The sequence below is a fragment of the Sorangium sp. So ce367 genome, from assembly GCF_051520455.1.
Classification (GTDB): Bacteria; Myxococcota_A; Polyangia; order Polyangiales; family Polyangiaceae; genus Sorangium; species Sorangium cellulosum_B.
Genome location: NZ_CP150334.1, coordinates 11064739 through 11089481 on the forward strand (window position 1 = coordinate 11064739; position 24743 = coordinate 11089481).

Annotated in this window: 17 protein-coding genes; 13 read left to right on the forward strand and 4 right to left on the reverse strand. The window is 68.3% G+C overall.

The window, feature by feature from the left end:
• The first annotated feature begins 42 nt into the window (after positions 1-42).
• Genes WME97_RS41935 through WME97_RS41945 form a run of 3 tightly spaced genes read left to right on the forward strand, consistent with a single transcriptional unit; the run spans position 43 to position 6744 of the window.
• On the forward strand, positions 43-1710 hold the full coding sequence (locus WME97_RS41935; RefSeq protein WP_437546249.1) for a VPA1262 family N-terminal domain-containing protein: 1668 nt from the start codon (positions 43-45) through the stop codon (positions 1708-1710).
• The gene (locus WME97_RS41940) at positions 1707-5141 is read left to right on the forward strand and encodes a hypothetical protein (RefSeq protein WP_437546251.1); all 3435 of its coding nucleotides are present in this window, start codon (positions 1707-1709) and stop codon (positions 5139-5141) included. The genes WME97_RS41935 and WME97_RS41940 overlap by 4 nt, the downstream gene beginning before the upstream one ends.
• A complete protein-coding gene (locus WME97_RS41945) occupies positions 5131-6744 on the forward strand; it encodes a hypothetical protein (RefSeq protein WP_437546252.1) in 1614 nt (537 codons plus the stop codon). The genes WME97_RS41940 and WME97_RS41945 overlap by 11 nt, the downstream gene beginning before the upstream one ends.
• Positions 6745-6833: 89 nt before the next feature.
• Here WME97_RS41945 and WME97_RS41950 read toward each other — a convergent pair whose 3' ends face one another.
• Complete coding sequence (locus tag WME97_RS41950) at positions 6834-7790, reverse strand: hypothetical protein (protein ID WP_437546254.1); 957 nt, start codon at positions 7788-7790, stop codon at positions 6834-6836.
• Positions 7791-8196: 406 nt separating this feature from the next.
• Between WME97_RS41950 and WME97_RS41955 the strand changes: the two genes are divergently transcribed.
• Positions 8197-8448, forward strand: a complete 252-nt coding sequence (locus WME97_RS41955; RefSeq protein WP_437546256.1) for a hypothetical protein — start codon at positions 8197-8199, stop codon at positions 8446-8448.
• 43 nt (positions 8449-8491) lie between these two features.
• On the opposite strand, the gene WME97_RS41960 is transcribed toward WME97_RS41955, so the two are convergent.
• Positions 8492-9442 carry a LysR family transcriptional regulator gene (locus WME97_RS41960; RefSeq protein WP_437546257.1) on the reverse strand — a complete coding sequence of 317 codons (951 nt, stop codon included), beginning with the start codon at positions 9440-9442 and terminating at the stop codon, positions 8492-8494.
• Between the two features lie 162 nt (positions 9443-9604).
• On the opposite strand from WME97_RS41960, the gene WME97_RS41965 reads away from it, so the two are divergent.
• The 9 genes from WME97_RS41965 (at position 9605) to WME97_RS42005 (ending at position 17290) form a co-directional block, all read left to right on the forward strand.
• A complete protein-coding gene (locus tag WME97_RS41965; protein WP_437546259.1) occupies positions 9605-9925 on the forward strand; it encodes a putative quinol monooxygenase in 321 nt (106 codons plus the stop codon).
• Between the two features lie 63 nt (positions 9926-9988).
• On the forward strand, positions 9989-10471 hold the full coding sequence (locus WME97_RS41970) for a hypothetical protein (protein ID WP_437546260.1): 483 nt from the start codon (positions 9989-9991) through the stop codon (positions 10469-10471).
• A gap of 86 nt (positions 10472-10557) precedes the next feature.
• A complete protein-coding gene (locus WME97_RS41975; RefSeq protein WP_437546262.1) occupies positions 10558-10830 on the forward strand; it encodes a hypothetical protein in 273 nt (90 codons plus the stop codon).
• A gap of 169 nt (positions 10831-10999) precedes the next feature.
• Positions 11000-12463, forward strand: a complete 1464-nt coding sequence (locus WME97_RS41980) for a sensor histidine kinase (protein WP_437546264.1) — start codon at positions 11000-11002, stop codon at positions 12461-12463.
• Positions 12460-13845 (forward strand): sigma-54-dependent transcriptional regulator, encoded by a 1386-nt coding sequence (locus WME97_RS41985; RefSeq protein WP_437546266.1) that lies wholly within the window; start codon positions 12460-12462, stop codon positions 13843-13845. The genes WME97_RS41980 and WME97_RS41985 overlap by 4 nt, the downstream gene beginning before the upstream one ends.
• A gap of 201 nt (positions 13846-14046) precedes the next feature.
• Positions 14047-14745: a UPF0158 family protein gene (locus WME97_RS41990; protein ID WP_437546268.1), complete on the forward strand. Its 699-nt coding sequence runs from the start codon at positions 14047-14049 to the stop codon at positions 14743-14745.
• Positions 14746-14768: 23 nt separating this feature from the next.
• A complete protein-coding gene (locus WME97_RS41995) occupies positions 14769-15401 on the forward strand; it encodes an OmpA family protein (RefSeq protein ID WP_437546270.1) in 633 nt (210 codons plus the stop codon).
• 50 nt (positions 15402-15451) lie between these two features.
• Positions 15452-15838: an AgmX/PglI C-terminal domain-containing protein gene (locus WME97_RS42000; protein ID WP_437546272.1), complete on the forward strand. Its 387-nt coding sequence runs from the start codon at positions 15452-15454 to the stop codon at positions 15836-15838.
• Positions 15839-16048: 210 nt separating this feature from the next.
• Positions 16049-17290, forward strand: a complete 1242-nt coding sequence (locus WME97_RS42005) for a VWA domain-containing protein (RefSeq protein WP_437546274.1) — start codon at positions 16049-16051, stop codon at positions 17288-17290.
• Positions 17291-18155: 865 nt separating this feature from the next.
• Here WME97_RS42005 and WME97_RS42010 read toward each other — a convergent pair.
• Both WME97_RS42010 and WME97_RS42015 read right to left on the reverse strand, forming a co-directional pair.
• Positions 18156-20345 (reverse strand): ATP-binding protein, encoded by a 2190-nt coding sequence (locus tag WME97_RS42010; protein ID WP_437546276.1) that lies wholly within the window; start codon positions 20343-20345, stop codon positions 18156-18158.
• Positions 20346-20361: 16 nt separating this feature from the next.
• Positions 20362-24696: a HAMP domain-containing protein gene (locus WME97_RS42015; RefSeq protein ID WP_437546277.1), complete on the reverse strand. Its 4335-nt coding sequence runs from the start codon at positions 24694-24696 to the stop codon at positions 20362-20364.
• Positions 24697-24743: the final 47 nt, after the last annotated feature.

Consider the following 24743-nt stretch of genomic DNA (forward strand, 5'->3'; position numbering starts at 1 on the left):
GGTTGCGCGTCCGGCCGCCGCCGGCTCATGATGCAAGCGGATATGGCAATCCAGGAAGTGACCGCCCAGCCGTCCCATCCGCTCGCAACGCTCGAGAGCGACTACGGCGACGCGGTCGTCCACCTCGCGTGGGACCTGCATAAACGAACCAAGGAACGGGTGCTGCTATTCGGGCTGGTCGAGCTCCTCCCTGCGGAAGTGCCGCCGCCAACCGACGACGGCGAGCAGGTCCGTGAGCTCAGAAGGAGCGAACGCCGCGTGTACGTGCGCCACACCGTGATGCCCGCCGGACGAGCACTGGAGTGGTATCTTCGCTGCCGACGCGGGGACGCGGTGCTACCGACGGACGATGGAACGCTTCCGGCTCCAGGCGACGAGCAAGCACGACGACTGCGGCTGCTCGATCTCGGGGAAGAGCCCCCATGGCCGAGCCTTGCGCTTGCAGTGGAGCAACAACAGGAAGCGCCTTTCGTCCCCACGTGGCACGGGCAGCCACGTATGCACCACATGATTCCCTTGATCGACTTCGACTTAAAGACGCTCTGGCCACGTGAAAACGAGTGCCGCAACGCGGTCGAGTTCCTGTCGGAGCGGCTTCACTTCGATTTGGACGACTACCCGGAACTCTGGGGCTCGGTACACCTCATGGCACCCAACCCACGCTTCCGGAAGATGGAGGGGAGACGGCTGTCGGCGAGCACGGAGCACATCGGCCGGATGCTCTACCGCCTGCATCCACGAGCGGGAAAGGACCTTACCGGCCTGGAGCTCGCCGTCGACGAGCAGCGGGCTTCGGGTGAGTGCTCCACGGCGAGGGTCGCCCTCGAAGCGCCTCTCGTCCGCGTGACGTTCAGACATAGAATCGGAAGATTCCGAGAGACGATTCACGATCCGCTTCGCGGCCTACTCCACACGCGCCACACCGTCGTCCTGGCTAGCGTAACCGGAAACCTCTCTATAGGCGAAAACCGCAAGCGTGTTGTCCCGGTTCCCGCCACGCCCCGACGAGCCGCCGAGGAGTATGAGGTTGCTACACGCAGGACCGAAGGCCAAACCATCAAGATCGGCTCGGCACGGGGGCCGCATGTCCCCGGAGCCGAATCGCGCATTTGGGCTGCACAGCGCGCCCGCAAGGCGCAGGATGCAGTCCGAAGCCTGAGCGAGCGATTGTTCGACGATGACGTCCAGGAGGCGACTGACATCCTCCGGAGCCTCCTCAATGAGGCGACGAGAGAGGTCCTCATCATCGACCCCTACTTCGCCCGCCCAGAGCTGGTCAGATTTGCCCTGGCCGTAGGACAGATCGACGCACCGATCTCGATCCTCACATCCGCCGAAGTGCTCAAAGCGATGGACCCTTCCTCAAACAACATGGAGAAGGGGGACGTACTCCACGCAGAAATCGAGAACTTGGCGACGCAGAAGGATATCAACACGTTCAAGATCCGCGTCATGCCAGGCGAACGCCCGGTCATCCACGATCGCTTTCTAGTGGTGGACGACCGCATTTGGCTCCTAGGCTCATCCTTCAATGAGTTCGCATCGCGCGGCACCATGATCATCTCGCTCTCGCACCCGGAACTCGTGCGTGACAAGCTCCGCCAAGCCTGGAACGACGCAGAGGAACTCGCTTCGTGGCTCCACGAGCGGCACGCATCTCGAATCATAAAATCACCGATCAGCTCGACGCCGCAGGAGAAGGGCTCATGAGCGCGCCGTGGCTCGACAAGGCGACAGAGAAGCAGCGAGCGCCGACCGAAGGCGATGAACGCACTGCTGTGCTCAGGCGCGCCGCAATGGATCTCTCGTCAGGCCCCGTCGACGTCACGGCGTTGATGCACGTGTACCATGGCAGCGAGGGCCTACCCCGTAATGCGCTCGTGGCGTTCGAGGACACGTTCGTCGACGCCGTACTGGCCCAACCGGCTCGACACCGCGCATGGATTGACGCCCTGCGATCCGCCATCACGACGTGTACTGCCACCGCGCACACGCTCGCAGATGAACGCCTGGATTCACGCGACCGAGAGGCGCTCGAAGCTGAGGCTCGGCACTGGCAGAATTTGCGTGATCCGTTCCTCGTGTGGGAAGCTCGAAGGTACGACGGCCCCCTCAAGGATGCGGGGGGGTTCGAGTTCGATGTCCTCTTGCGGCTTGATCGAACGGCGTGGCTCGAGGGGCTCGACGCGCTGCCATGGCCCAGCTTGATGTGGAACACCGTTTGGCTGTCGGACATCGCTTCAAATAGGGAGCTCCTCCTAGAGCTCGTCCGAGCCGCTCCGCCCGTGTTCGATGAGGAGGGTCGATGGACCCGCAGCGTTGCCCTGCTGCTCGTTGCGGAGCTCCTCAGAATGCACGCCGATCGCCTCGACGATCAGGGCACGCGAACCCAATGGTTGCGCGAGGCGTATGGCCTGCTTCTCACCCGCCCAGATGGCGCGACGATCGCGTGCGCGCTACTCGCCGATTTGTCGGCGCAGCATCTGAGCGACGTCGCGAGACAACCCGGAGGCGATGGCTCCACCTCGAGCCTCGCGTTGGAGACGCTGGTGGAAAGCTTAGTACACAGCGGCGTCCGGGTGGCTTTCCTTCATCGCTTCTGGAAAGAACGCGAGGCGCTGACGCAGCGCGAGGTCGGTGATGGCTCGGCCCGACGTTCCGTGCGTGCCCGCTCCTTCCAGAAGCCTGCGCACATCGGCGAGGGCCGTCGGCAGCTCAGCTACAATGCCTTTCCCCTGCTTTATGGGTCTGCCCGCGTGCTCGACGCAGCCGATGCTCCCGACGAGGAGCTGGAAGGATACTGGGCGTGGCTCGTCGAGATCCTCGACGGTCGCGCCCCCGGCTTCTCGAGCGCGGCGCTCTGGTCGCATTGGGATGAGGCCGTGCAGCCGCTTGCTCGGCTCCTCGCGCGCCTCCCCGCCCCGGCCACTGCATGGCGCGTGGCCTATGCGCGCCTCGAACCACAACGACGCCGGAGCCAGTTCCTCGTCCGTTACGAGGACGATGACAGTGACGAGCCGAGTCTCATCCTCGTGCGCATCGGTCTGTTCGCCTGCGCGTTCCTCGGGGCCGCGGAGGACGCCGCACGGCCTGGAGCAGGCCTCAACGCGTTCTTCTGGACTATCTACGATGCAGTTCGACGCCTGTGGTTGACCGCGGCTGCCGATCCTTCCGACTCAACAAAAAAGCTCGTGGCGACGTGCTTCGCATTCATGCCCACCGTCTTCGGGGATGCCTTGAAAGATGCGTTGAAGCGCGCCGTTCCCCCGATCGCCACCGAGCCGTGGCTCGTCTGCTTGGCAGCGCACCACCTCACGCAGAACGGCGTTGAGCCACGCCGGGTCGCCGAGTTCCTCGCTGCTGCGGGAGCCGATTTGGCGTGCAGCCTCCAGGACGTCTTCACGTGGGCCTCCCTTACCGGGGTGAAGGACGATTTCCTCCCGGCGTTCAAGACGCTCGCAGGCGCTATCGATCTGACACTGCCCGACGAGGTGTCCGAGACCGCCGAGCAACGGCTCGCGCGCCACGAAGCACTGTTCGTCCAGCGAGTCCCTTGGGGCAAGGACATGCTCGACCGCCTGCAGAGAGACGGCTGCGCACCGGTCAAGATTGAGCCTTTGAACGAGCTCAGCACCACATGGCTCATCCAGGCACGCGCGTCGGCACAGCTCCGCGAGACGTTCGCGCTAGCGCCCGAGCTACGGATCCTGGCAGCTACCGGGGGCTTCGACGGTCGAGACATCCTCCGAGCGGCCGAGTATGCTGCAGGTGCCGGCGAGATCGATCCCGATCTGCTGCTCATCGCAACCGAGCGCAGGGACCTCACCGAGCGCCTCCCGTTTCTGCCTGGTCCTTGGGGGCAGCGGATCCCCTGGGTTCCCGTGGAGAATGTGCTTCCACCACTCATCGAGTCGATCCGCCTACATGCGCGCGACTTCGACCTTTTTAGCCGCGTCGATCCCGTCCACGGACGCGCCTTGATGGGCCGTGAGGATGAGATCTCGCGCCTCTCGTCGCACCTCCTCCGCGGTGACGCCGTGGGCCTCTTCGGGCTGAGCAAGGTCGGCAAATCCTCGCTCCTTCAGGCCGTGGCGGAGCGCTTCGATCCCGTCGGTGCCCCGCAGGCGCTCATTCACTTCACGCCCGCGCCCGAGGAGGGTGCGCTGGTTCAGGCGCTGGTGGTCGCGCTGGACGTGCAGAACATCGCCGATGTGCAGCATCCCGCAGGACACGGGCTCGACAAGCTGCTCTTCGTCATGGTCGAACAGTTGCGCGATCGGCTCCTTCGGGCAGCCCCCCACGCTGTCTTGCCCGAGCGTCAGGCCGATCTGCTGGACGACTTCGAGCGCCTGCTCCAACTCGCGCTCGCCATCCAGCCTCTGCCTATCTGCTTCATCCTTGATGAATGCGATCTGCTCTTCGAGGACCACCTCGGCGAGCACGGCATATGGCGCATCGAGAGGCTCTTCGAGCGGCTACGTCGAATCGCGCGGCGCACTCGGCGCGTCTCGCTTGCCTTGGTCGGACGAGACCCAGGACCGCTCCTGCGCTCCGACCGCGGAGCGGCAGACAACCCCTTGCGCTCCTACTGCGAAATCTCCTGGCTGGGCCCGCTTCGACGCGACGAGAGCGACGATCTTCTCACGCGCCTATGCCTCCGAGTAGGTCTCACCGTCGGGTCGATGACGAAGGAAGCCGCTTGGGCGTCAACCGGCGGATTCCCGGTGCTACTACGGCAGTACGGCTCGGCCCTGCTCGAAGTGGTGAAGCGCGATCAGCCTGATAGCCGGCACGTCGTGCACACGGATGTTCTCTGCGCCGAAGCCGCGATGTTGGTCCGGCAGCGTGCTCTGGTACTCGAGGCCGGACGCGAGGTTCGCGCCTTGCTAGCGAGATCTTCGCCGCCAGCGCTGGGGCTCTTTCAGGAGCTCACCGCACCGAGCATCAAGGACCCGGGTAAGGTCGTCGCGGCGCACGGCGGCTGGGAGGGAAGCGCGGCGAAGCATCTCCAGCGCTATGGCCTGCTGACCGGCAGCGCCGAGATGCCTCGGATCCCGGAAGCGCTCCGACCGCGTGGCGCCCACGCGCCGCCAGTGCGCACGCGTGCGGTGCAGCGGCGGAGGGCGCGCCATGGCGCATGAGCACAACCCCTATCGCTTGGGTGAGGATATCGAAGTCGTCGTGCCGCGCACCCACCTGCTGCGCGACGTACAGCAGGAGCTGATGTCGGGAGGAGGGCTTGGATACCTACTCGGCAGCTGGGGCGTGGGTAAGAGCGTCTTCCTCGCCCAGCTGCACAAACAGCTCCAAGGTATCCCGGGCGTCCAGTCGCTCTTTTTCCGCGAGCCACCGATGTTCAGGACCATCGATGCGCTCTGCCGGAAGCTGGTTGATGCGCTCCTTGTGGATGTCCCCGTCGAACAAGGCAGGCTCGAGCCTCTGCGCCAAGATCTCTATCTGCTCGCCGAGCCTCTCAAGGTTATCGAGAGGTACCAGAATGACGTGAAGTCAGATCCGCATGTACTCGTCCTGCTCTACGATGAGCTGAACGACTACGTTGATCCGTCGGGCTTCGGGCGAGAGTGGTTCAAGCGGATCGAGAGCGCCAGAAAGGCGCGATCCGCCCGTCTCAAGGTCTTCGCCACGGGAGGCCTAGGGATCTTCGACATAGGGGAATCGTTGGCCTCCCCCTTCCTCTCACGCGCGCGCCGGTTCATCATGCCGGCGTTCACGCGAGACGAGCTACGCGCGTTATCTTCACCTCTCTGGGAGAGAATGGGTATCATGGTCGATGACGAGATCATCGATCATCTCCTGCTGCACTCGGGAGGAAACGCCTACCTCGCACAGTACGGTCTCCACGAGCTATGGGAGCGAGAATCCATTCGCATCGAGGACGTCGTCGAGATCTATGGCTCCTTCAGAGAGAGGCGGCCGGATTTCGTACGCCGCTTCCGCCGAGCGATCGCGGACGTGAAGCTGTCGCGTCTGCCCATGAGGTTCTGGGACGTCATCTTGCGAGGCGGCGGCAAGCTCCGCCGACGAAAGGTGGATGAAATATTTGCAACTGAGGAGAACCCGCTTCAGTTCGAGATCCTCGACATCCTCCATCTGCTCCAGTCCGCAGGCCTAATCCGGGTTTTGTCGGCCGCCGACGCCGATCCCATCCTCGTCACAACGATCCCCAGCATCCTCAACTTTGAGCCTCGGCGCGCCCGCAAGAGCAAGCCGACGCTCCGGAAGCAGCTCATCGCCGACCTGCTCGACATCCTCGTCGTGGTGCGCTCCATGGCGCTCGACATGTTCAGGCAAGGCGGCGAGCTCGTGCAGGAGAAGCTGTTCTCTGCGCTCATCACATCCAACCTGATTTCCCGGGGGTGGAAGGCCGTACGCGAGGACAGGCGCAGTACGGGATTCGCCGACGTCAGAGCGACGCACGACGATTTTCCGTCCGAGCATGCGATCATTGAAGTCAAGCGCTGGGCTCGTGATTTCAGGATTCACCAACAAGTATTGGACTACAAAGACGACTCCACGACCGCGCTGGCGGCGGTGATGATCAGCAAAGCGCAAAACGGCGACTGGCGAGAACAGTACAAGCAGCGATGTCTCACGAAAGAATGCCAGGTGAGGGACAGCGCGTGGATCGAGTGCAAAGGCCCGCTCCGTGGCTACTATCGCGCTAGATCGATCGAAGGCCCCGAGGTCGACCACTTCCTGCTACAGCTGCCGCGGCGTCGTTGAGCTCTCCTGCTTACTTGGCCACCTGTGTACAAGCACATCGCTACGGGCGCGCGCCGGGGCCGGCCCGCCGCCAGCGGGGCTCGCTCGCCTCACTCCTCCCGGCCGGCCCGCGACCAGCCGCCGACGTTGACGTCCGGGTGCTCCGCCAGGAAGCTCTGCAGGCCGGGCGGCGGGGACGCCCACGCCGCGAGGCGCTCCGGCGCCTTCTTGGCGGGCACCACCGCCGAGCGCGAGTAAGAGCTCCACGCGCCGTCGCCGCAGGCATAACACGCAGCGCGCGCGAGCTTCGCGGTCACCCGGAGCGCCCCCCGCGCGTCGTAGGCCGGCGCGATCTGCACGAGCTCCGGCGCATCCCGCTCTTGCCGGGCGGCCTCCGGGTCGTCCTCGTCTTCGTCGAGGAGCGCCTCGGCCTCGCCCTGCAGCGCCGGCACGCCGGACACCTCGGCGAGCAGGTTGACGATCGCCCCCTTGTCGGCGTCCCACACCGTGAACCCCACGCCCACGAAGCCGTGTGCGCCGCACGCGTAGGTGTACGTCCGCTCCTCGATGAACAGGTACGGCCCGACGCTCCCGATCGCCTCCGCCTCGTGCTGGATCACGTTGCTCCCATCCGCGTCCGACGGCGCGATCACCTGCTGGCGCGCGCCCGTCCCGCGCAGCACGAGCTCCGCGCGGCTCGCGGTGCCCTCGCCCGGCTCGCGCGTCTCGTCGGGCCCGAACTCGCAGGCCGAGGTCTCCACCTTCACCTCGCGCACCTCCCAGCGCCACTCCCCTCGACCGGTCGCCACGACGATCCCCGGTTCCTCGCGGATCACCGCGCCTTCCTCGGTGAGGTGCCATGTCCTCGGCGGCCCATCGCCCGTGCGGCCCCAGACGAGGAGCTCCCCACCGAGCGCGGCGCCCTCAGCGCCCTTGGACTCGGACGAACGCGGGGCAGGCGAAGGCGGGACGTCGAGGGCAACGGGAAGAGCCGACTGCGGGCGGGCGGCGCAGCCGGAGATCAGCGCAAGCAAAGCGATCGACGTGGCGAGTCGGGGGCGCGGCATGCCGGCCCGAAACAGCACGACGCGTGCCGCAGAACGATGTCAGGAAAGGCCGCGCCGCGCAGGGGGTGGGTGTCTCCGCAGGCCCACACCGCGTGGCAACCGGGAACCATCATGGCCCTTCAGAGGGTGGGATGGGTCGGCCACGTCGCCACAAAGGCGCGCTCGCCCGGGTCAATGGCTCGCCGGGCGAGGACGATCCGCGCCCCAAAGCGAGAGCGATCGTGCATGTGCAGAAAACAAGCACGTCGGACCGCGCGAGCACGTAAGCATTAGCGCGCTCTTTGCGGTGCTCCGCCAGCTACCGGAAGACGCGCCGGAGCGCGCCATCGCGCTCGGCCCTCGGCTACGCTTCCGAGCGGCGCTCGTCGAGCCCGGACCGGCGACGCCCGAGGAAGAGGAGTTTGTCATGACCACCCAGGAGCTCGTCGAGCAGTTCATCGAGCAGGGGCGCAAGCAGGGGATGGCGCAGGGGATGGCGCAGGGGACGATCGAGCTGTACGAAGCGCGGTTCGGCCCCATGCCGCCAGCGCTGCGGTCCGCCGTGGAAGCCATGCGCGACCTGCCGACGCTCCGGAGGTGGCACCTGCTCGCCGGAACCGGGACACGCGACGAGGTGCATGACGCGATAGCCGCCGATCCGGCTGGGCGCTCGTCCTGACACCTGGGCCGCCAAGCGGCCGCGACCGGAAGCGATAAGCTGCTCACCGCCCTCGCGCAGGGGGCCCACTGGCCTCGCCCAGCCCCGCGACCGGCTCACACGCGACGGCGCGCTCGATGGCGGCGCGAAGCCAGCTGTGGCCCTCGTCGCCCTCGCAGCGTTCCGGCCAGACGAGCGTCAAGGTGTAGCCCCTCGCCTCGAGCGGACACGGACGCACCACGAGATCGAGCTTCCGGGCCAGCGCCACGGCGACCCGCGCAGACACGGTGAGCAGCAGGTCAGAGCCGGAGAGGATGAACGGAGCGACGAGGAAATGCGACACGGTCAGGGTCACCCGACGGCGCAGCCCCCGCGCCGCCAGCTCCTGATCGATGACGTTGTGGTCCTCTCCGTGCGGCGAGATCATCAGGTGCTCGCAGGCAGCGTAGCGCGCCGCCGTGAGCGCCTTCCGGGAGGCCGGGTGGCCCCGCCGCATCAGACAGACGAGCTGCTCGGCCGCGAGCTGCGTGGACCGGCATCCGTCGGGCACCGGCCCGCCGCGCCCCAGCTTGGCGTCGAGCTCGCCGCGGCGCAGGAGCTCGGCGAAATCCGGCGGGATGTTGCGGCACCGCAGGTTGACGTGCGGCGCCTCGGCGGCGAGGATCCTGGTCAACGGCGGGAGCACGAGCAGCTCCAGGTTGTCGGTCGCGACGAGCCGGAACGTGCGGGTCGAGCGCCTCGGGTCGAACCGCTCGGCCTGGCCGAAGACCTGCTCCAGCCGCTCGACGGCCTCGGCTGCTCTCGGCAAAAGGTCCCGCGCGCGCTCGCTCAACGTCATCTGCCTGCCCACCTGGACGAGCAACGGATCCCCGAAATGGGCGCGCAGCCGTGAAAGCGCGTGGCTCATCGAGGGCTGCGTCACGCCCACCCGGCGCGCGGCGCGCGTGACGCTCCTCTCCTGAAGCAGAGCGTGCAAGGCCACGACAAGGTGGGTGTCCACCGACTGCAGGCGCATGGTCGATGGATACCACGCCGACCCATAGACATCACCTATGTGTTGGCGCGCCTGCTATCGATTCGACGTTCGATCCGCCGGCGCGTATCTCTGGTCTCCGGCGGGCTCGTGCCGCCGCACGGAGCCGGAGCCCCCAGGACGCCCCCAACCCAGGAAGCTGCCATGATCATCGAATACATTCGCTACACGATCCCCGCAGAGCAAGAGCAGGCGTTCCTGTCCGCTTATCGCGCTGCGGCCACGGAGCTGCGCGGCTCCGTGCATTGCCTCGACTACGAGATCTCCCGATGCACCGAGGAGCCGGCGAGCTTCGTCGTCCGCATCCGCTGGGACTCGCTGGAAGGCCACCTCCAGGGGTTTCGCAAGGAGGCGTCGTTCCCGTCATTCTTCGCCAAGGTGAAACCCTTCTACGCGTGCATCCAGGAGATGAGGCACTATGCCTTGACCGACGTCGCCGGCGCGGGGAGCCACCCTGGCGGCTGAACGAGCGCGCGTACGACGCGGGCTCCCCTGGTTTCGCGCAGGCCATCGTGCGATGCTCCCTCGATGACGCGGAAGATCGCATCGTTCCAGGCGCTCGCTCTCGGACGGTCGCTCTCGCTTCTTCTGCTCCTCGCCCACTGCACGAGCACGCCGAGCCCGACGACCTCGGCCGCGACTCCGGACGCTCCGCCTGGCCGAGGGCCTGGCTCGCACGCGGAGCGGGGGCCCGACCCCGAGCCGGCCCCCGAGCAGGGGCCGGCCCGAGGGCCCGAGCCCGCGACCGGCGGCGCGCCGACGTCCGAGCCCGACCAGAGCCCTGCTTCCGGTCACGCGCCCAGCGCGGATCTCCCGTCGCCCACCAAGCCGGCACGATGCGCTGCTCCGGCCCGACCTGTTCAGCACTTCGTCGACTGCGTCGGCAGCGAGGTCTTCGCCGCCGGCTGCTGCTTCCCCAGCTTCGAAGCGGCCTGTGCGGGCCTCGGCTGCGCTCTGACGGCCTGCGAGCTCTTGAAATCGAACCCACCGCAGGCCGGATGCTCCCGCTGATGTCCATGCCCCCGGAGGGCGCGGCGATGGGCAGCTCTCGACAACAGCCATGTCCGCGGCGACGGCCCGGTCGCTCGTCGCCGTGGGTGCATAAGCCCGTCGCGGCGCTCCTCGTGCTCCTCGTGGCGGGCGCCGCGCTCGCGGCCTGCTCCAGGGTCACCGGCGCGCCGAAGGGCCGCGAGGCAGCGCCGGAGCGCGACAGCGCCTGCGCGGATCCCGCGAAGCCCAAAGCGTACTTCTATCCAGCGGAGAACCGGACGGACTACGCGCCTGACGACCCCTGGAAAGACGGCTGCGCCATGCTGGTGCCAGATCACCTGTTCTGCTGCCCGGAGAAGGCGCCCGCCGAGCCGCGGTAACGGGTCCTACCGGAGCGGCCAACCAGGCTCCGCAGGGGAGCGCGCTCTGACGGCCCGCGCGGCCCGCGCGCGGGCCATCGCCGGTGCCGCAAAATGCGGCATGTCGTACTTTGCGGCGGCGTCGAGCGGCGTTGGCTCGCCGCGCGCCACCTGCGCTACGACGTCGGGCATGAAGCTGGCGCGCAAGCTCACGCTCGCCCTGGTGTTCGGGGTCTTCCTTGTGCTCGCGCTGAGCGCCTACGTGCAGATCCGCAGAGAGTCCAAGACCTTCGAGAACGACGTCCAGCGGGACCATCACGCGATGGGCCGCGCGCTGGCCGCCGCCATCACGGGGGTGTGGCGCACGGAAGGGCCCGCGCGGGCGCTGCGCCTCGTCGAGGACGCCAACGAGCGCGAGAGACAGGTGGACCTCCGGTGGGTCTGGCTCGACGAGCAGGCGGATGACGCCCATCGGCCCCGCCTCGCGCCGGAGCTGCTCGTCCCCGTCTCGCGAGGGCAGGCGGTCGTGCACAGGCTCCCTCACGAAGACGCGGACGTGCTCGTCACGTGTGTGCCAGTGCCGGTGACCGGCGACCGCGTCGGCGCGCTGGAGCTCTCCGAGTCGCTGGCGGGAGCCCGCCGCACCATCCACAGCATGATCCTGAACACGGCGGTCACGACGGCCGCTCTGACGCTGGTATGCGGGTTGCTCGCGACGTCCCTCGGAGTCGGGCTGGTGGGACGTCCCATGCGCACGCTGATCGATCAGGCGCGGCGGATCGGCGCGGGCGATCTCTCCCGGCGCCTGTCGCTGCGCCAGGAGGACGAGATCGGAGAGCTCGGACGGGAGATGGACGCGATGTGTGATCGCCTCGCCGCGGCCAACCGGAAGCTCGAGTCCGAGGCGACCGCGCGGCTCGCCGCGCTCCAGCAGCTCCGCCACGCCGAGCGACTCGCCACGGTCGGCAAGCTCGCGTCCGGGATCGCACACGAGCTGGGAGCGCCCCTCCAGGTCATCGCGGGGCGCGCGCGCATGCTTGTCGACGGAGACGTCACCGGAGATGAGGTGCCGGCCAACGGGCAGATCATCCTCGAGCAGTCGCAGCGGATGACGCAGATCATCCGCCAGCTGCTCGATTTCGCCCGGCGCCGTAGCGCAGAGAAGCAGGAGACCCCGCTGAGGAGCGTCATTCACAGCACGTTCGTCATGCTGAGGCCGCTGGCCGAGAAGCAGGGCGTCACGATGGTCCAGGAAGAAGGAGACACGCCGGAGCTTGTCGTCCACGCCGACGCCGACCAGCTCCAGCAGGCGCTCACCAACGTGGTGGTCAACGCGATCCAGGCCATGCCATCCGGCGGCACGCTGGCCGTCGGCCTCCGGGCAGAGCGCGCCAGTCCCCCGGCCGACCAGGGAGGGGCCGAAGGGGAGTATGTCGCGCTGTCCGTTCGTGACGAGGGGCAGGGCATGCCGGCCGACGTCCTGGAGCACATCTTCGAGCCGTTCTTCACGACCAAGCCCGTGGGCGAAGGGACCGGGCTCGGCCTGTCGGTCGCCTACGGCATCATCAAGGAGCACGGCGGCTGGATCCACGTCGACAGCCGCGTGGGCTCAGGGAGTCGCTTCACGATGATGTTGCCGCGGGGGAACTCATGACAGGGCGCGTCCTGATCGTCGATGACGAGCGCGGCGTCTGCGAGCTCCTCGACGCCGGGCTCAGGAAGCGCGGGTTCCGGACGGCGTGGCGGACGTCGGCCGCCGAGGCGTTCGAGCTCCTCGGCGTGGAGGATTTCGACGTCGTGGTCACCGACATGACCATGCGCGGCATGAGCGGCCTCGATCTCTGCGAGCGGATCGTCCAGAACAGGCCCGATCTCCCGGTCATCGTCATCACCGCGTTCGGGAGCCTCGACACCGCCACGTCCGCCATCCGCGCCGGCGCGTACGACTTCGTGACCAAGCCGTTCGAGCTCGACGCGCTCCGGCTCACCGTGGAGCGCGCCCTGCGCCACCGCGCCCTCCGCGAGGAGGTGCGCCGCCTGCGGCGCGCCGTGGCCGACGCCCACGGCTACGAGCAGATCCTCAGCGGCAGCCCGGTGATGAGGAGCGTGTTCGACCTGCTCGATCGCGTCGCCGACTCGGACACCTCGATCCTCATCACGGGAGAGAGCGGGACCGGCAAGGAGCTCGTCGCCCGCGCCGTGCACCAGCGCAGCCGGCGGAGCGAGGGCGCGTTCGTGGCGGTCAACTGCGCCGCGGTCCCGGACGCCCTCCTCGAGAGCGAGCTCTTCGGCCACGCGCGGGGCGCGTTCACCGACGCCAAAGGGGCCAGGAGCGGCCTGTTCGCGCGGGCCCACGGCGGCACCCTGTTCCTCGACGAGATCGGCGAGCTGCCGATCGGGCTCCAGCCGAAGCTCCTGCGCGCCCTCCAGGAGCGCGTCGTCCGGCCCGTCGGCGCCGACGAGGAGCTCCCGGTGGACGTCCGGCTCATCGCCGCGACGAACCGCGACCTCGAGACAGCGATCGAAGAGCGCCGCTTCCGCGAGGATCTCTACTACCGGATCAACGTGGTTCACGTCGACCTGCCGCCGCTCCGCTCCCGCGGCGCCGACGTGCTGCTGCTCGCTCAGCATTTCCTCGAGCACTTCGCGACCGTCAAGGCGAGGCCCATTCAGGGCCTCTCGGCGCCCGCGGCCGAGAAGCTCATGGCCTATGCGTGGCCCGGCAACGTGCGCGAGCTCCAGAACTGCATCGAGCGGGCGGTCGCGCTCGCGCGGTACGATCAGATCACCGTCGACGACCTGCCCGAGAAGATCCGCACGTACCGGCGCTCCCACGTCCTTGTCTCGAGCGACGACCCGACCGAGCTCGTCCCCATGGAGGAGGTCGAGCGGCGCTACATCCTGCGCGTCCTCGAGGTGGTCGGCGGGAACAAGAGCCAGGCGGCGCAGATCCTGGGCTTCGACAGGGCGACCCTCTACCGGAAGCTCGAGCGGTACGGCATGCGCGGAGGACGCTCGAGCGACCCGAAGCCGTGATTGCCCGGCGGCCTCGCAGCAGCGCCCGGCCGCGCGCTCGCTAAGGCGCGCCGCCGCACCTGGTCGAGCGCGCGCCGCGGCCTCCCAGGGCGCGCGACTCCGCTCCTCGTCGGCCTGTTGCACAACGCGACACCCGCAGCTGCTGGCGGAAAACACGCTCCCAGGCGCGCCGCGCGGCCGCGCGCCTTTTGCGTGACTGGCATGCGAGCTGCCTGCGGGCCGGTCGCGCAGATGAGCACCACCACGCCGGAGTCCGCCGCTGCGAACCGGAGCGTCGCTGTCGACTGGAACGCTCTCGCGAACGCCTTCGACAACAGCGCTCAACACATCCGCTATTTCCTTCACCTCGAGACAGGCGCGGTGATCCGGCTCGTCGACGGGCTCGCCGACCCGGACACGCGCGCGCGCGTCGAGGAGGATCCGGGCTGCGTGCGCGTCGAGGCCATCGGCGCGCCGGAGCAGTACCGATGGCTGCAGGCGTTCATCCCGACGGTCGACGACCTCGAGCTCCAGCTGCTGCTCCTGCAGTGCCTCCAGGGGCGGGGGTCGTTTCGGCGGTTCAAGGCCGTGCTCTCTGGCAGGCCGGAGCAGCTCCGACGCTGGCGCGTCTTCCGGCTCGCGCAGATCCGTGCCACCATCCTCGCGTGGTTTCACACCCGCGGTCTGATACCGGCTTCGTTCGAGCATGCGTGGCCCAGCGAAAGCGCTGAGCCGAGGAGATCTCACGCCGCCGACTCGGCTCGCCAGCGGCTCCACGCGGCGGCGAGCGCCCTCGCGCCCGGCGATCTCCACGCGCTCACGTCGCTCGCAGAGTTCCTGCGCGCGACGCGCTCCGGCCTGCCGATTCCCGCGGTTTCATCGAGGGGCGACGCAGAGCGCCCCGGTGGCCTGGGCCCGTGACAGCGGGCCATGGAGACGCGATCATGAACGATATCGACGATAAACGAGATGTGACGAGCCGCCCGAGCCCCCGCCGCTGGCTCGTCGCGCGGCGAGCCACGGGCCTCGGGCCCTGGGTCGCCGGCGCCGTGCTCACGGCGATGGCCCTGGGCTCGATCGCCTGCGGCGGCGTCACCACGTTCGAAGGAGGGAAGGCGCTCGCCGTCGTGGGCCGGCCGCCCGCGCCGCCTCCGCCGCCTCCGCCGCCCCCGCCGGAGCGCGTGGTCGTGACGGACGACAAGATCATCATCAACGAGAAGATCCAGTTCGAATACGACCAGGCGACGATCCGGACGGAGTCCCACAGCTTGCTGGACGAGGTCGTCAGCACGATCAAGAAGCACACGCACATCAAGAAGATCGCCATCGAGGGCCACGCGAGCGCCGAGGGGTCGGCCGATCACAACCTGAAGCTCTCGGATCGCCGCGCAAAAGCCGTGATGAAGTACCTCGTCGATCACGGGATCGCCGCCGGCATGCTCACCGCCAAGGGCTTCGGCAAATCGAAGCCCATCGCGGACAACGACACGCCCGAGGGGCGCGAGAAGAACCGTCGCGTCGAGTTCAACATCGTCGAGCAGGACACCGCGCAGAAGACCGCGGACGCCGCGAAATGAACGCTGGTCCGAAGCCGCCCGTGAGCGGCGCTCCCCGCAAGGAGGCGAGCATGAAGCAATTGTTTTCGGGTCTCACCATGATGGTTCTGGCGAGCGCGTCCGCGGGCTGCTCCTTCGCCGTGCGGAACGCCGAGATGTACCGCGACGATACGGCGGCGCTGTTCGAGACGAAGCGCGACGAGATCAGCGCTTGTTATGACGCCGAGCTCGCGCGGAACCCCGGCGCGCAGGGCAAGGTCACCGTCGGTTTCACCGTGCTCGAGGACAGCGGCCGCATCACGAACGTCGCCGTCGACCCCGCCGGCACCACCGCGTCGGACGACGTGGCGAGCTGCGTCGTGAAGTCGATCGACGGGCTCGTCCTCACGCCGCCCGATGAGAAGCAAGGCAAGGGGAAGTTCGTCTGGGAGTTCACCGTCGGGGCTCCGAAGGCGTAGCTCCGCCGCGCCGGCGGAGCCCGGCAGCGCCGCCATGCTCCGCCGCGCCGTCCTCCTTGTGCCAGGCGGCCACGCCCCCTATCCTGCCGCTGTGCGGCACGCGCGCACGGCGCTTGCGGCCGCTCGCTGCGCGCGTCGCGGGGCGGCTGATCGGGCTCCCGCCAAACAGGCTCTCTCGAGAGCTCGCGATCCCTCCGACACCCCACAGCGATGAGCGCCCGCACCCCCAAGAAAGCCCCTCCGCCCCCCTCCCCCGCCGGCGCGACGGACGACCTCACCGACGGCGACCGCGACGCCCTCCTGCGCTGGCGGCTCGCGCTCGGGCCCGAGGCCGAGCGCGTCGATCCTCGGCTCTCCCTCGGGGGGCTCGGCGGCGGGGCGTCCGCTCTTCACGTCGACCCGCGGCGGCTCGGCGACCTCGACAAGGCCCTCTCGTTCATCTACGACGAGCGCGCCGGCAACCTCGGCGGCTCGCGGCCGTACGTCCCCGAGTGGCTCTCCGCGGTGCGCGAGTTCTTCAGCCACGACATCGTCGCGCTCGTCCAGAAGGACGCCATCGAGAAACGAGGGCTGACGCAGCTCCTCTTCGAGCCCGAGACGCTGCCCTTCCTCGAGAAGAACGTCGAGCTCGTCGCCACCCTCATGAGCGCGAAGGGCCTCATCCCCGACGCCGCCCGGGAGGCCGCCCGGCAGATCGTGCACGAGGTCGTCGAGGAGGTGCGGCGCGCGCTCGAGTCCGAGATCCGCACCGCCGTCCTCGGCGCCCTGCGGCGGAACACGACGAGCCCGCTCCGCGTCCTCAGGAACCTCGACTGGAAGCGCACCATCCGCAAGAACCTCCGAGGATGGGACGCCGAGCGGCGCCGCCTCGTCCCGGACAAGCTCTATTTCTGGGCGAACCAGACGCGGAGACACGAGTGGGACGTCGCGATCCTCGTCGACCAGTCGGGCTCCATGGGCGAGAGCGTCGTCTACAGCTCCATCATGGCCGCGATCTTCGCGTCCCTCGACGTCCTCCGCACTCGGCTCCTCTTCTTCGACACCGAGGTCGTCGACGTGACTCCGATGCTCGTCGATCCGGTCGACGTGCTGTTCACGGCGCAGCTCGGCGGCGGCACCGACATCAACCGCGCGGTGGCCTACGCCCAGGCGAACTTCATCGAGCGCCCCGAGAAGACGCTGTTCATCCTGATCACCGACCTGTTCGAGGGCGGCAACGCCGAGGAGCTCCTCGCCCGCATGCGCCAGCTCGCCGACAGCAAGGTGAAGTCGATCTGCCTGCTCGCGCTGTCCGACAGCGGCAAACCGTCGTACGACCACGACATGGCGCAGAAGCTCGCCGCCCTCGGGACCCCGTGCTTCGGCTGCACCCCGAAGCTCCTCGTCAAGGTGGTAGAGCGGCTCATGCGAGGTCAGGACCTCGGCCCGCTGCTCGACGCCGAGGCGCGCTGAGCGCCCGGCGGGGGCACAAAAACCACGAAGGCACAGAGGACACAGAGGTTCTTTTCCTTCCTCTGCGTCGTCTGTGCCTCCGTGGCCCTCGCGCCTCAACGCGGGGGCGGCGCGCTCTCTCGACACGCCCGGCGCCAGCGAGGGCGTCCTCGACGCCCCGCGCCGGCCCTGTCACCGCGCGCGGCGGGTCGCCTTCGCCGAGCGCTCGTCCGTCCGACGGGCGGCGGCGCGCTTCCGGGACGTGGCGCCCCGGGCAGCGGTCGCAGAGACCCGCCGACGGGCCCCGGCCGCCCGAACCACCTCTTCGAGAGAGGGTGTCTTGACCAGGAGGGGACCCGCGCTGTCCATGGCGCTGATCGAGGGGCCAACTAGGCTGATAGAAAGTTTCACTTGAACTACCGATATGTGTGGCGGACTGATCACGTCTCTCAGCGAGGGCTCATCACCTATAAACCGTTTTGATCTTTTACGCAGCGTCGCAGTGCGGAGATCACGAGCCCTGAGCGCCCGTCCGGACGTGAACTTGTCCACCCGGGAGATCCGCTCGCCTTCCGCCTCTCACGGCGGATGCACGCAGGCACCACGGAGGCACGAAGGCACGGGTCTGGGTTTGCTCCGTGCCTCCGTGTCTCCGTGGTGATCGGCGAGGGACTGCCCCCGGGTGTCGCACCGGGCGCTCTGTCACGAGCTTGTTGCACGATGCAGGCCAACGATGGCCGGATGCCGGCATCGCCGCTTTTCCCAGGGGGACCGTGAGACGCCTTTCACGGTTGAAACCACCGGTTGCAACGGTGGCGCAGCGCGACCGCATCCCTGCCCCGGCGGGCGCCAGGTGAGACGCCAGGTGAGCTCAGGAGAGCGCCTCTCAGCCGGCGGGACCGGTCAACGACGATCCAGGGCGCTCGCCCAGGGGCCCGGACGGACCAGCCGCTCGGGGCGGGAGCGGCAACGCCACCTGAAACCTCGCCCCCATGCCCGGGGCGCTCTCCACCTGGATGGTGCCGCCGTGGGCCCTCAGGATCTGGTCCACGATGTACAGGCCGACGCCCAGCCCGCCATACGAGCTGGTGGGCGCCGCCCGCTCGAAGCGCCCGAAGATCCGGGCGATGTACTCCTGAGCGATCCCGATGCCCTGATCTGCCACCTGGAGCACCGCGGACCGCCCATCCACCGAGATGCGCACCTGGATCGGCTTGCCCCGCCCGTATTTGATGGCGTTCATGAGCAGGTTGGTGATGACCTGATCGATGCGCAGGCGGTCCCACCGGCCGACCGCGGTCACCGGCATGTCCAGGTCGAGCGTACAGCCGGCCCGCTCCAGCTCGGCCTCGAGGCGGCCCGCCACGTCGCGCGCCACGTCGCACAGATCCACGTCATCGAGGCAGAGCTCGAGGTGGCCGCTGTTGATGCGCGCCACGTCGAGCAGCGTGTCGATGAGCCGCGTGAGCCGGTCGATCTGCCCGCCGGCCTGGGAGAGCTTCGCCAGCACCTGCTCCGCCGGCAGCCCGCCGTTCGCGCGGTGGAGGGCGCGGGTGAGGCCCTGGACCTGGAGCACCAGCGCGCTGAGCGGCGTCCTCAGCTCGTGCGAGGCGACCGCCACGAAATCCTCGCGGATCTGCACGGCTTCGCGCGTCATCCGCAGCAGCCGGGCGTTCTCGAGGCAGAGCGCCGCGCGCTGCGCGACGTCGAGGGCGACCGCGAAATCGGGCGGCTCGAAGCGCTCGCCCGGCTCGACCCACACCATGCTGAGCGCGCCGAGCACCTCGCCGCGCGTGACGAGCGGCACGCACAGGTAGCTGCTGGCGCCGATCTCCTGGATCACGGCGGGATCGTCGATGTCGAGCGCCACGGCGACGTCGCGCGGAGCGCACTCGACGCGCAGGTCGGGGCGGCCGGTCGTGAGCACCGCGCCGACGCCCTCGGCGGTCAAGGCGAGCTCCCGCGGGCCGAACCGCGCCGTGAACCGCGCCGCGTCGCGGGCCCTGTGCGCGGCCGCGAGCCGGCGCGCGCCGCCCTCCTCCCGCAGGTCGAGCACGCACCAGGTGCAGACGCGCTCCGCGGAGATGCGCACGAGGGCCGCCGCGACGCTGTCCTCGTCGAGCGACGCCGAGAACGAGCTCGACGCCTCCGCGAGGATCTCCGAGCGGCGCACCGCGGCCTCGGCCTCGGCGCGGGCCGCCCGCTCGCGCGTCAGGAGGTGCAGGCGCTCCTGCTCGTGGCGCTTGCTGTCGTCGATGTCCGTGAAGCTGCCGAGCCAGGCGACCACCCGCTTCCAGACGTCCCGCTCCGGGACCGCCCGGCACAGGTGCCAGCGGTAGGCGCCGTGAATCGACCTGAGGCGACACTCGCCCTGAAAAGGCTCACCCGACTCCAGGGAGCGCCGCCACTTGCTGACGAACTGGTTCAGATCGTTCGGGTGCACGGCGGCCTGCCAGCCCCAGCCGCGGAGCGCCTCGAACGCGAGCCCCGTGTACTCCAGCCAGCGCGAGCTCACGTAATCGATGCCGCCGTCGAGCTTCGCCGTGAAGACGCACTGCGGGATGGCGTCGGCCAGGTTCTGGTACCTCGCCTGCGCGGCGCGCCGGAGGTCCTCGACCTCGGCGTCGCGCCGCCGCTGCTCGGCTTGGCGCAGGAGCTCCGCCTGCTCCTTGATCTGCTCGCCGCGCCGGTGGAGCTCGACGAACACGGCGACCTTCGCCTGGACGACCTCCGGCTCGAGCGGCTTCAGGAGGTAGTCGACGCCGCCCACGGCGTACGCCCTGTAAATGGCCGCGAGATCGTCCGTCGCCGCCGTCAGGAAGATGATCGGCGTGTGGCGCGACCGCTCCCGCTGCTTCACGAGCGAGGCGACCTCGAAGCCGTCGATGTCCGGCAGCCGCACGTCGAGCAGGATGACCGCGAAATCCTCGGACAGGATCCTGAGGAGCGCGTCCTTCCCGCTCGCCGCGGTCACGAGGCGGTAGCTCTCGTCGACAAGGATCGCCCTGAGCGCCGTCAGGTTCTCCGGCTGATCGTCGACAAGGAGAATGCTGGTCGTCTCGGGCGGTGTGGACACGGTACGGCTCCGTGGCTCAATCCGGCCGCACCCAGTGCAGGATGGCCGACATCAGCCGCCCCTCGTCCACCGGCTTGGCCACGAAATCGTTCAGCCCGGCGTCCAGGCACTTCTGTCGATCTTCCGGCATCGCCTTGGCCGTCACCGCGATGATCGGCAGCTCGTTGAAGCGAGGATCGCTCCGGATCTCCCGCGTCGCCTCGTAGCCGTCGAGCTCGGGCATCATGATGTCCATGAGGACAACATCGATCGACGAATCGGCCTCGCGCAAGATCTCGATACCGTGCCTCGCGTTCTCGGCCAGGACCACGTGCGCCCCGCGCCGCTCGAGCAGGCTCGTGATGGCGAAGACGTTGCGCGCGTCATCGTCGATGACAAGCACGCTGCGCCCGGCGAGCGCGACCGAGGAGGAGCCGTTCGTGAGGAGCGGCGCGATCGGCTCGGGTAGCTCGGCGCGCGCCGGCCTCGTCGCCTTCGGCTCCGTCCGTTCCGCCGGCAGGTACAGGGTGAACTTGCTGCCGAGCCCGGGCGTGCTGTTCAGCGAGATCTCCCCGCCGAGCAGGCTGGCCAGCTCCCGGCTGATCGTCAGGCCGAGCCCTGTGCCGCCGTAGGTGCGGCTGGTCGACGCGTCCGCCTGCTGGAACGCGTCGAAGATGAGCGTCTGCTTCTCCGTCGGGATGCCGATCCCCGTGTCGGTGACGGCGAACGCCAGGACGGTCTTCGCCTTGACGAGCGTCTCCCGCTTGAACGTGAGCCCCTTGCTGGCCACCTCGATCTCGAGCGAGATCCGCCCGGACGACGTGAACTTGAACGCGTTGGACAGCAGGTTCTTCAGGATCTGCTGGAGCCGCTGCAGATCCGTCATGATCCCCGCGGGGACGCCGGTCGCGACCCGCACCCAGAACTCGAGCTCCTTCTGCTCGGCGATCTGCCGGAAGCTCCGCTCGACGTACTCGGCCAGCTCGGAGAGCAGCACCCGCTGGGTCTTCACGTCGATCTTGCCGGCCTCGATCTTCGACAGGTCGAGGATCTCGTTGATGAGCTGCAGGAGGTCCTGCCCCGCCGCGGCGATCGTCTTCGCGTACTCGACCTGCTTCGGCGTGAGCGTGTGCTCCTCGTTGTCCGCGAGGATCCTGGCGAGGATGAGCAGGCTGTTCAGCGGCGTGCGCAGCTCGTGCGACATGTTCGCGAGGAACTCGGACTTGTACTTCGAGGTGCGTGACAGCTCCCTCGCCTTCTCCTCCAGGGAGGCGCTGGCGCGCGCGATCTCGCGGTTCTTGATCTCGAGCTCCGACGCCTTCTCCTCCAGCTCCTGCGAGCGCGAGCCGAGCTCGGTGTTGGACCTCTGGAGCTCCTGGAGCAGCTCCTCCGTCCTCATGCTGGCGCCGATCATGTTGAACACGACGCCGATCGACTGCGTGAGCTGCTCGAGGAACGTGAGGTGGATGGGCGTGAAGTTCTGGAAGCTCGCCAGCTCGATGACCGCCTTGAGGCCGCCCTCGAAGAGCACCGGCAGGACGCAGATGTTGCGGGGCGGCGCGTCGCCGAGGCCCGAGCTCACCCGGATGTAGTCGTCCGGGAGATCCGTGACGACGATGCTCTTCTTCTCCAGGCCGCACTGCCCGACGAGCCCCTCGCCCAGCGCGAACCGGTTGGAGATGCCCTTGCGCTTCTGGAACGCGTAGCTCGACGTGAGCTTGAGCGCCGGGTACTTCTCCTCGGACTCGAGCACATAGAAGGCGCCGTGCTGCGCCGACACGAGCGGCGTCACCTCGGACATGATGAGGCGAGAGAGCGCCTCGATCGTCCGCTGCCCGGCCATCATCCCGGAGAAGCGCGCCAGGTTCGTCTTCAGCCAGTCCTGCTCCTGGTTGGCGCGCGTCGTGTCCCGCAGGTTCGAGATCATCTGGTTGATGTTGTCCTTCAGCTGGAGGACCTCGCCCTGCGCCTCGACCGAGATGGCCCGCGTGAGGTCGCCCTTCGTCACGGCGGTGGCGACCTCGGCGATGGCGCGCACCTGCGTGGTGAGGTTGCCCGCGAGCTGGTTCACGTTGTCGGTGAGGTCCCTCCACGTGCCGGCCGCGCCGGGCACCTTGGCCTGGCCGCCGAGCTTGCCCTCGATGCCGACCTCGCGCGCGACCGTGGTCACCTGCTCGGCGAACACGCGGAGCGTGTAGGTCATGTCGTTGATGGTGTCCGCCAGCGACGCGATCTCGCCCTTGGCCTCCAGGGCGAGCTTCTGGCGGAGATCGCCGTTCGCGACCGCGGTCACGACCTTGGCGATGCCGCGCACCTGCGAGGTGAGGTTCGAGGCCATGACGTTGACGTTCTCCGTCAGGTCCTTCCATGTGCCGGAGACCCCGGGCACCTGCGCCTGGCCGCCGAGCTTGCCCTCGGTGCCTACCTCGCGCGCGACGCGCGTCACCTCCGCGGCGAACGCGCGCAGCTGATCGACCATCTTGTTGATGGTGTCCTTCAGCTCGAGGATCTCCCCCTTCGCCTCGACCGTGATCTTCTGGGACAGGTCGCCGCTCGCGACCGCCTTCGTGACGAGGGCGATGTTGCGCACCTGGTTCGTCAGGTTGCCCGCGAGCTGGTTCACGTTGTCGGTGAGGTCCTTCCACGTGCCGGCGACGCCCGGCACCTGCGCCTGGCCGCCGAGCTTGCCGTCCGTGCCCACCTCGCGCGCCACGCGCGTCACCTCCGCGGCGAACGCGCGCAGCTGATCGACCATCTTGTTGATGGTGTCCTTCAGCTCGAGGATCTCCCCCTTCGCCTCGACCGCGATCTTCTGGGACAGGTCGCCGCTCGCGACCGCCTTCGTGACGAGGGCGATGTTGCGCACCTGGTTCGTCAGGTTGCCCGCGAGGACATTCACGTTGTCCGTGAGGTCCTTCCACGTCCCGCTGACGCCGCGCACCTCCGCCTGCGCGCCCAGCTTGCCCTCCGTGCCTACCTCGCGCGCGACACGCGTCACCTCCGACGCGAACGCGCGCAGCTGCTCCACCATCTTGTTGATGGTGTCCTTCAGCTCGAGGATCTCCCCCTTCGCCTCGGCGGTGATCTTCTGAGAGAGATCGCCCTTGGCGACGGCCGTCGTGACGAGGGCGATGTTGCGCACCTGGTTCGTCAGGTTGCCGGCGAGCTGGTTCACGTTGTCGGTGAGGTCCTTCCACGTGCCGGCCACGCCCGGCACCTGCGCCTGACCGCCGAGCTTGCCGTCCGTGCCTACCTCACGCGCGACGCGCGTCACCTCCGCGGCGAACGTCCGGAGCTGCTCCACCATCTTGTTGATGGTGTTCTTCAGCTCGAGGATCTCCCCCTTCGCCTCGACCGTGATCTGCTTCGACAGGTCGCCGTTCGCCACCGCCGTCGTCACGACCGCGATGTTGCGCACCTGGTTCGTCAGGTTGCCCGCGAGGACATTCACGTTGTCCGTGAGGTCCTTCCACGTCCCGCTGACGCCGCGCACCTCCGCCTGCGCGCCCAGCTTGCCCTCCGTGCCTACCTCGCGCGCCACGCGCGTCACCTCCGACGCGAACGCGCGCAGCTGCTCCACCATCTTGTTGATGGTGTTCTTCAGCTCGAGGATCTCCCCCTTCGCCTCGACCGTGATCTGCTTCGACAGGTCGCCGTTCGCCACCGCCGTCGTCACGACCGCGATGTTGCGCACCTGGTTCGTCAGGTTGCCCGCGAGGACATTCACGTTGTCCGTGAGGTCCTTCCACGTCCCGCTGACGCCGCGCACCTCCGCCTGCGCGCCCAGCTTGCCCTCCGTGCCTACCTCGCGCGCGACGCGCGTCACCTCCGACGCAAACGCGCGCAGCTGCTCCACCATCTTGTTGATGGTGTTCTTCAGCTCGAGGATCTCCCCCTTCGCCTCGACCGTGATCTGCTTCGACAGGTCGCCGTTCGCCACCGCCGTCGTCACGACCGCGATGTTGCGCACCTGGTTGGTCAGGTTGCCCGCGAGGACATTCACGTTGTCCGTGAGGTCCTTCCACGTCCCGCTGACGCCCTGCACCTCCGCCTGCGCGCCCAGCTTGCCCTCGGTGCCTACCTCGCGCGCCACGCGCGTGATCTCCGAGCCGACGGTCTGCAGCTGCTGGACGACGTCGTTCACCTCATCGGCGATCTGACCGATCGTCCCCGGCACCTCGCCGATGCCGACGCGCGCGGAGAAGTTGCCGGCCTTCACCGCCTTGAGCACCTCCAGCACGGCCTGGAGCTGCATCTCCCGCACATCCAGGTGGCTCCCGTTGGCGCCGCGCTTGCGGGGCGGCGGCTTCTTCTTGCTCGCTCCGCTCCCGTGCTTGTCCTTCGAGGTCGCCGCGATGTTGTTCGATTGCATGACCACCTTCCTGACGACGATAGCGCGCCTGGAGTGCTAGTTCCCGT

Excerpts from the sequence above, each read along its gene's own strand:
- WME97_RS41935 (WP_437546249.1), top strand. The coding sequence starts at position 43 with ATGGCAATCCAGGAAGTGACCGCCCAGCCGTCCCATCCGCTCGCAACG.
- WME97_RS41940 (WP_437546251.1), top strand. The coding sequence starts at position 1,707 with ATGAGCGCGCCGTGGCTCGACAAGGCGACAGAGAAGCAGCGAGCGCCG.
- WME97_RS41945 (WP_437546252.1), top strand. The coding sequence starts at position 5,131 with ATGGCGCATGAGCACAACCCCTATCGCTTGGGTGAGGATATCGAAGTC.
- WME97_RS41950 (WP_437546254.1), bottom strand. The coding sequence starts at position 7,790 with ATGCCGCGCCCCCGACTCGCCACGTCGATCGCTTTGCTTGCGCTGATC.
- WME97_RS41955 (WP_437546256.1), top strand. The coding sequence starts at position 8,197 with ATGACCACCCAGGAGCTCGTCGAGCAGTTCATCGAGCAGGGGCGCAAG.
- WME97_RS41960 (WP_437546257.1), bottom strand. The coding sequence starts at position 9,442 with ATGCGCCTGCAGTCGGTGGACACCCACCTTGTCGTGGCCTTGCACGCT.
- WME97_RS41965 (WP_437546259.1), top strand. The coding sequence starts at position 9,605 with ATGATCATCGAATACATTCGCTACACGATCCCCGCAGAGCAAGAGCAG.
- WME97_RS41970 (WP_437546260.1), top strand. The coding sequence starts at position 9,989 with ATGACGCGGAAGATCGCATCGTTCCAGGCGCTCGCTCTCGGACGGTCG.
- WME97_RS41980 (WP_437546264.1), top strand. The coding sequence starts at position 11,000 with ATGAAGCTGGCGCGCAAGCTCACGCTCGCCCTGGTGTTCGGGGTCTTC.
- WME97_RS41985 (WP_437546266.1), top strand. The coding sequence starts at position 12,460 with ATGACAGGGCGCGTCCTGATCGTCGATGACGAGCGCGGCGTCTGCGAG.
- WME97_RS41990 (WP_437546268.1), top strand. The coding sequence starts at position 14,047 with ATGCGAGCTGCCTGCGGGCCGGTCGCGCAGATGAGCACCACCACGCCG.
- WME97_RS41995 (WP_437546270.1), top strand. The coding sequence starts at position 14,769 with ATGAACGATATCGACGATAAACGAGATGTGACGAGCCGCCCGAGCCCC.
- WME97_RS42000 (WP_437546272.1), top strand. The coding sequence starts at position 15,452 with ATGAAGCAATTGTTTTCGGGTCTCACCATGATGGTTCTGGCGAGCGCG.
- WME97_RS42005 (WP_437546274.1), top strand. The coding sequence starts at position 16,049 with ATGAGCGCCCGCACCCCCAAGAAAGCCCCTCCGCCCCCCTCCCCCGCC.
- WME97_RS42015 (WP_437546277.1), bottom strand. The coding sequence starts at position 24,696 with ATGCAATCGAACAACATCGCGGCGACCTCGAAGGACAAGCACGGGAGC.